This window comes from Aminobacter sp. P4_H6_2 (assembly GCF_056400805.1).
This window is the reverse complement of sequence record NZ_JBFUKO010000275.1, coordinates 1-7,208: the sequence shown is the minus strand read 5'-3', so window position 1 is coordinate 7,208 and position 7,208 is coordinate 1. Positions and strand designations below refer to the sequence as shown.

Below are 7,208 nucleotides of genomic sequence, written 5' to 3'. Positions count from 1 at the left end.
TCTTCTCTCTGCTCATCGGTCCCTTCCTCGGCAAGCGAACATGCCCCGGGATGCCGACTTGCGTCCATATGAATTTATGATAGACTTTCTATTATAAAGTTCATCTTATGGGGAGGAGACCCAAACATGAGCATGCTCGGCACATCTGCGTCCGCAGTGCAGCCCTTCTTTCTCGGCACCTTCGCGTCCAACTGCTCCAGCGGCATGACTGTGACCAAGATTCAGGATCGCTGGGACAATTCCTGGGCCAACAATCTTCGTCTCGCCAGGCTTCTCGACGACGCCGGCATCGACTTCATGCTCCCGATCGCCCGCTGGATCGGTTATGGTGGCGAGACCAATTTCCACGGCAATGTGCTGGAGACGATGACCTGGGCGACGGGGCTCCTCGCCCACACGCGCAACATCACAATTTTCGCTACCATTCACACGGTTGCCAATCATCCGGTCGTCGTCGCCAAACAGCTGGCAACCATTGACCAGATCAGCGGCGGACGTGTTGGCCTCAACATCGTCGCAGGCTGGAACAAGCCGGAATACGAAGCGCTCGGGCTCACGCTGCCCGACGACCATGCCACGCGATACGGTTACGCCCAGGAGTGGTTCGACGTGATCAAGGCGCTGTGGAGCCGCACCGAATCTTTCGACTGGGACGGTACCTATTTTAAGCTGAAGCAGATTTTGGGCGATCCTCGCCCTTCAAAGCGCCCGCCGATCCTTAATGCCGCTGGTTCCGAGCGCGGTCGCGAATTCGCGATCCAGAATGCCGATTTTCTGTTTACGCCGGCGATCGATCTCGTTCGTTCGAAAGACGAGATAACCGCATTGAAGGTGCAGGCGACGCAAGCCGGGCGTGACGTCGATGTTCTCACCTTCTCGCATGTCGTTTGCCGTCCGACCGAGAAGCAGGCCTTGGACTTCCTCAACTATTCGGGCCGCGAGAACGCCGATTGGGAGGCGGTCGACAATCTGGTGCGGCTGCAGTTCGCCCATGCGCAGTCTTTCCCGCACGAACTGCTCGCGCTCATCCGTGATCGCATGGCCGCGGGGCACGGCGGTTTCCCCCTTGTCGGCACGCCAGAGCAGGTTGCGGACGGCTTTACGGCATTGCACGAGGCAGGCTTCCGCGGAACCACCTTGTCCTTTGTCGATTACGCCGAGGAGTTTCCCTATTTCCGCGACAACGTCCTGCCGATCCTGGAGGCGAGGGGCGTGCGTATCGCGCCTGCCGCGCAGCGGTCGGCGGCCTGAGGGGGTGAGATCATGACGATACCCGTTTTCGATCCTCAGCTTCCCGTGGGTGCCGCCGATTTTCGTGCCGCCATGCGGCTCATGGTGGGCAATGTCAGCGTCATTACGGCAGGCATCGGCGATGACCGGTCCGGACTGGTAGTGATTTCGGTCGTGTCGCTGTCGGCCGAGCCGCCCAAGGTGATCGCCTGCGTCAACCGCTCGTCGTCGACTTGGTCGGTCATAGAGCGGCATGGCCATTTCGCCGTCAATTCGCTGGGGCCGCAGCATCAGAAGGTCGCCGAGCGCTTTTCCGGCTTCGGTGGCATTAAGGGCAACGAGCGCTACGATGGCGCCGACTGGGTCACGCTCAAGACCGGCGCTTCGATCCTCTCGGATGCGGTTGCGGCCTTCGATTGCAGCCTCGATGAGATGATCGATCGCGGCTCGCATTCGATTATCATCGGCTCTGTCGAGGCGGTCCGGACGCAGGATGCCGACCAGGCCCTGCTCTATTGGCGCGGCGGATATCGTCCGCTGGCTGCGTAGTCGTCCAATCTAGGGTTGGGAAAGGCGGCCTCAGGCCGCCTTTTCCGCCAGCACCATGTAGTTGACGTCCATGTCGCGGGATTTCTGCCAGCGATCGGAGAGCGGGTTGTAGGTCACCCCGGTGCGGTCGATGGTGGCGAGGCCAGCACCGACGAGCGCCTTGTCGAGCTCTTCGGGGCGTACCAGCTTGCCGTACTGGTGGGTGCCGCGCGGCAGCCAGCGCAGCACATATTCGGCGCCCACGATGGCGAGGCCGAGTGCCTTGAAGGTGCGGTTGATGGTGGCGACGAACATGATGCCGCCGGGCTTGACCATCTCGCCGCATTTCTTGACGAACAACTCGACGTCGGCGACGTGCTCGACAACTTCCATGTTGAGGATGATGTCGAATTTTTCACCGGCATCGGCCAGGTCTTCGGCTGTCGTGGCGCGGTAATCCACGGTCACGCCGGCTTCCGCCGCATGGATTTTCGCCACTTCGATGTTGGTCGCGGACGCATCGGCACCGACGACTTCGGCACCCAGGCGCGACATCGGCTCGCACAACAGGCCGCCACCGCAGCCGATGTCGAGGATGCGCAGGCCTTCGAATGGCCGTGCGGCGTGGGTGTCGCGGCCAAAGCGTGTCGCGACCTGATCGCGGATATAGCCCAGGCGCACGGGATTGAATTTATGCAGCGGGCGGAACTTGCCGTTGGGGTTCCACCATTCGGCGGCGAGTGCCGAGAACCGCTCGACTTCTCCGGCATCGATGGTCGATGGGCGGGGATCTGGCATTGATGTGGTCTCCTTCGAGCGCAAGGAAGTCGGGTCTGGCGCATGGATTGTCAAGGCGACAATTTCCGCGCCTTGCGGAAGCTGACGGTTTTGGCTATGCAGGCCGCGCATTCGGCACCGAGCCAAACATCGGTGTTTTCACTCATTTTCCGGCCCCCTTGGGGCCGGCGCATATGGCAAGGGCATTTCGCTTCTATGGCGCGCATCGTGATGAAATTCGGCGGGACATCCGTCGCCGACATCGCCCGAATCCGCAACGTCGCGCGCCATGTCAAACGCGAGGTTGACGCGGGCCACCAGGTTGCCGTCGTTGTTTCGGCCATGTCCGGCAAGACCAACGAACTGGTCGCCTGGACCCGCGATGCCTCGCCGATGCATGATGCCCGCGAATATGACGCCGTTGTCGCCTCGGGCGAACAGGTGACCGCCGGTCTTTTGGCCCTTGCGCTGCAGAACATCGGCGTCAATGCGCGCTCCTGGCAGGGCTGGCAGATCCCGATCAAGACCGACAACGCCCATGGTGCGGCCCGCATCCTCGACATCGACGGCTCGTTCCTGATCAAGCGTTTCCAGGAAGGCCAGGTCGCTGTCGTTGCCGGCTTCCAGGGCATCGGCCCCGACAACCGCATCTCCACGCTCGGCCGCGGCGGTTCCGACACCTCGGCTGTCGCAATAGCTGCAGCRGTGAAGGCCGATCGCTGCGATATCTACACCGATGTCGACGGGGTCTATACTACCGACCCGCGCATCGAGCCCAAGGCGCGTCGCCTGTCGCGCATTTCGTTCGAGGAAATGCTCGAAATGGCTTCGCTCGGCGCTAAGGTGCTGCAGGTCCGCTCGGTCGAACTCGCCATGGTGCACAAGGTCCGCACCTTCGTGCGTTCGTCCTTCGAGGATCCCGATGCGCCCGGCATGGGGGATTTCCTCAACCCGCCTGGTACTCTCATTTGTGACGAGGATGAAATCGTGGAACAGCAGGTCGTCACCGGAATTGCCTACGCCAAGGACGAAGCCCAGGTCTCGCTGCGCCGTGTCGCCGACCGGCCGGGCGTAGCTGGCGGGATCTTCGGGCCGCTGGCCGAGGCCAACATCAATGTCGACATGATCGTCCAGAACATCTCCGAGGACGGCAAGTTCACCGACATGACCTTCACCGTGCCTTCGGGCGACGTGAACAAGGCACTCGCCGTGCTCGAAAAGATCCGCCCCGACATCGGCTACGACGCGGTCCAGCACGACGAGGGCATGTCCAAGGTGTCGGTCATCGGCATCGGCATGCGCAGCCATGCCGGCGTTGCCGCAACCGCCTTCCAGGCACTGGCGGCCAAGGGTATCAACATCCGCGCCATCACCACCTCCGAGATCAAGATTTCGATCCTGATCGACGGTCCCTACACGGAACTTGCTGTTCGCACTTTGCATTCCGTCTACGGTCTCGATAAGCAGTAGTATTAGGAGTCGAGCGTCACCGCGTTGCCGGCGTGCAGCATGTGCAGCGCCGGGTCCAAACCATTGGAGACGGTGAATGATACGTGACATGGCCGCTGGGCCGCGCGTACTTCTGAAACGGCTCCGCGAGTTGATGGCGGAGCCCCTCGAGCCACAGGAACGGCTCGATAGGATCGTGCGCGACATCGCCGCCAACATGGTGGCCGAAGTCTGCTCGCTTTATGTGCTGCGCRCCGACTCGGTGCTTGAGCTCTACGCCACCGTCGGTCTGAACCCGAACGCCGTTCACCTCGCGCAATTGCGTCTGGGCCAGGGCCTGGTCGGCACGATCGCGGCCAGTGCTCGTGCCCTCAACCTGTCCAATGCCCAGGAACAYCCTGCCTTCGCCTACCTGCCGGAGACAGGCGAGGAGATCTATCACTCCTTCCTTGGCGTGCCGGTGCTCAGGGCAGGGCGCACGCTCGGCGTTCTGGTCGTCCAGAACAAGACCATGCGCCACTACCGCGACGACGAGATCGAAGCGCTCGAAACGACTGCTATGGTCATCGCCGAGATGATCGCATCCGGCGACATCGGCCGCCTGAGCCGTCCCGGCCTTGAACTCGATATGTCGCGCCCGGCGAGCTTCACCGGCATTGCCTTCAACGAAGGTGTGGGCCTCGGCCATGTCGTGCTGCACGAGCCGCGCATCGTCGTCACCAATCTGTTCAACGAAGACAGCGATGAAGAACTGCGCCGGCTTGAGGATTCGCTCGGCTCGCTGCGCCTGTCGATCGACGACATGCTGGAACGCCGCGACGTCGCCTTCGAGGGCGAGCACCGCGAGGTTCTCGAAGCCTATCGCATGTTCGCCAACGACCGCGGCTGGGTGCGGCGGCTCGAAGAGGCGATCCGCAACGGCCTGACGGCTGAAGCTGCCGTCGAAAAAGTGCAAAGCGACATGCGTGCGCGCATGCTGCACATGACCRATCCTTATCTGCGCGAGCGGATGAGCGATTTCGACGATCTCGCCAACCGCCTTTTGCGCCAGCTCATGGGTCGCGGCCCCGAGACGATCGCTGAATCGCTGCCCAAGGACGCGATCATCGTTGCGCGCTCCATGGGGGCTGCCGAACTTCTCGACTACCCGCGCGACAGGCTGCGCGGCCTGGTGCTGGAGGACGGTGCGCCGACCAGCCACGTCGTCATCGTAGCGCGCGCCATGGGCATTCCCGTCGCCGGCCAGATGAAGGGCGCCGTTTCCATGGCGGAAAACGGCGATCCGATCATCGTCGATGGCGTCGAAGGTACGGTCCATCTGCGCCCGCAGGCCGATCTGGAAGCAGCATACGCCGAAAAGGTGCGTTTCCGCGCCCGCAGGCAGGAACTCTACCGCGAACTTCGCAAGAAGCCGTCCGAGACAAAGGATGGCGTCAAGGTCGACCTGCTGATGAATGCCGGCCTTGCCGTCGACCTGCCGCAGCTCGCCGAAGCGGGGGCCGCCGGCATTGGCCTGTTCCGCACCGAGTTGCAGTTCATGGTCGCCTCGACCTTCCCGCGCGCCGAAGCGCAGGAAAAGCTCTACCGCGACGTGCTCGACATCGCGCGCGGCCGTCCCGTCACTTTCCGCACCATCGACATCGGCGGCGACAAGGTACTGCCCTATTTCAAGGGCTCGGGGCAGGACGAGGAAAACCCGGCCCTTGGCTGGCGCGCCATCAGGCTCACGCTCGACCGTCCCGGACTGCTGCGCACGCAGGTCCGCGCGCTGCTCAAGGCGGCCGGTGGGCGCGAGCTCAAGGTCATGCTGCCGATGGTCACCGAGCTTGGCGAGATCGCGCAGGCACGCGAGATCATCGACCGCGAGGTCAGACACCTGTCGCGCTTTGCCCACCACCTGCCGACGAGCCTCAAGCTCGGCGCCATGATCGAGGTGCCGTCGCTGCTGTGGCAGCTCGATGAGCTCATGCAGGCGGTCGATTTCGTTTCGGTCGGCTCCAACGACCTGTTCCAGTTCGTCATGGCCGCCGACCGTGGCAACACGCAACTTGCCGATCGCTTCGACCCGCTGTCGGTGCCCTTCTTGAGGGTGCTCAAGCAGATCGCCGATGCCGGTTTGCGCAACCACACGCCCGTCACGCTGTGCGGCGAACTTGCCGGCAAGCCGATCTCGGCGATGGCGCTGCTTGGTCTCGGCTACCGTTCGATCTCCATGTCGCCGGCCTCCATCGGCCCGGTCAAGGCGATGCTGACCGAGCTTCCTCTCGGTGAGTTGAAATCCTTCTTCGACGATAACCTTTCCGGTCCTGCCGCCAGCCTGCCGATGCGCGCGCTGCTCCAGGCCTTTKCGGACGACCGTTCCATACCATTATGATCAGCCTGCCCCATGACCGAATGAACCAAGTCGTCAAGCACTTCGACATGCTCGAAGCGCAGATGGCTGCCGGACCAGCCCCCGATGTCTACGTCAAGCTGGCGTCGGAATATTCCGACATCCAGGAGCTTGTCGCCAAGATCCGCGAGCTGCGCGGGGCCGAGCAGGAGCTTGCCGATCTCGAGGCAATGCTGTCCGACAAGGGCACCGACGCCGAGATGCGCGCGCTTGCCGAAATGGACAAGCCCGAGGTCGAAGACCGCATCGAGAGCCTCCAGCAGGAAATCCAGATCCTGCTTTTGCCCAAGGACGCAGCCGACGAGCGCAACGCCATCCTCGAAATCCGCGCCGGCACCGGCGGCGACGAGGCAGCATTGTTTGCCGGCGACCTCTACCGCATGTACGAACGCTACGCGGCCTCGCGCGGCTGGCGCTTCGAAGTGGYGTCCGCCAGCGACGGCGACGCGGGCGGCTTCAAGGAAATCGTCGCCACCGTCTCGGGCAAGGGCGTGTTTGCCCATCTGAAGTTCGAGTCCGGCGTCCACCGCGTCCAGCGGGTTCCCGCGACCGAAGGCAGTGGCCGTATCCATACCTCCGCAGCGACGGTTGCCGTTTTGCCGGAAGCCGAGGAAGTCGATATCGACATCCGTCCCGAAGACATCCGCATCGACACGATGCGCGCCTCGGGTTCTGGCGGCCAGCACGTCAACACCACCGACTCGGCCGTGCGCATCACCCATCTGCCCACCGGCATCATGGTGGTGCAGGCTGAAAAATCGCAGCACCAGAACCGCGCGCGCGCCATGCAGATCCTGCGCGCGCGCCTCTATGATATGGAGCGCAGCCGCGC

General features: G+C 63.0%; 6 protein-coding genes. 5 read left to right on the top strand and 1 reads right to left on the bottom strand.

The window, feature by feature from the left end; genetic code table 11:
* Window positions 1–126: 126 nt before the first annotated feature.
* Both AC1DUU_RS18780 and AC1DUU_RS18775 read left to right on the top strand, forming a co-directional pair.
* Window positions 127–1,251, top strand: coding sequence for an LLM class flavin-dependent oxidoreductase (locus AC1DUU_RS18780; protein ID WP_476784916.1), 1,125 nt, complete (start codon window positions 127–129; stop codon window positions 1,249–1,251).
* A gap of 12 nt (window positions 1,252–1,263) precedes the next feature.
* Entirely contained in the window at window positions 1,264–1,779 is a 516-nt protein-coding gene (locus tag AC1DUU_RS18775) for a flavin reductase family protein (protein ID WP_476784915.1), read from the top strand.
* A gap of 30 nt (window positions 1,780–1,809) precedes the next feature.
* Here AC1DUU_RS18775 and ubiG read toward each other — a convergent pair whose 3' ends face one another.
* A complete protein-coding gene (gene ubiG / locus AC1DUU_RS18770) occupies window positions 1,810–2,556 on the bottom strand; it encodes a bifunctional 2-polyprenyl-6-hydroxyphenol methylase/3-demethylubiquinol 3-O-methyltransferase UbiG (protein ID WP_476784914.1) in 747 nt (248 codons plus the stop codon).
* Between the two features lie 195 nt (window positions 2,557–2,751).
* On the opposite strand from ubiG, the gene AC1DUU_RS18765 reads away from it, so the two are divergent.
* The 3 genes from AC1DUU_RS18765 to AC1DUU_RS18755 all read left to right on the top strand — a co-directional run.
* Complete coding sequence (locus tag AC1DUU_RS18765; RefSeq protein WP_476784913.1) at window positions 2,752–4,005, top strand: aspartate kinase; 1,254 nt, start codon at window positions 2,752–2,754, stop codon at window positions 4,003–4,005.
* Window positions 4,006–4,084: 79 nt separating this feature from the next.
* Complete coding sequence (gene ptsP, locus AC1DUU_RS18760) at window positions 4,085–6,358, top strand: phosphoenolpyruvate--protein phosphotransferase (RefSeq protein ID WP_476784917.1); 2,274 nt, start codon at window positions 4,085–4,087, stop codon at window positions 6,356–6,358.
* Window positions 6,355–7,208: peptide chain release factor 1 (locus tag AC1DUU_RS18755; RefSeq protein ID WP_476784912.1), on the top strand; the 854-nt coding region annotated here is incomplete at its 3' end. The genes ptsP and AC1DUU_RS18755, both read left to right, overlap by 4 nt.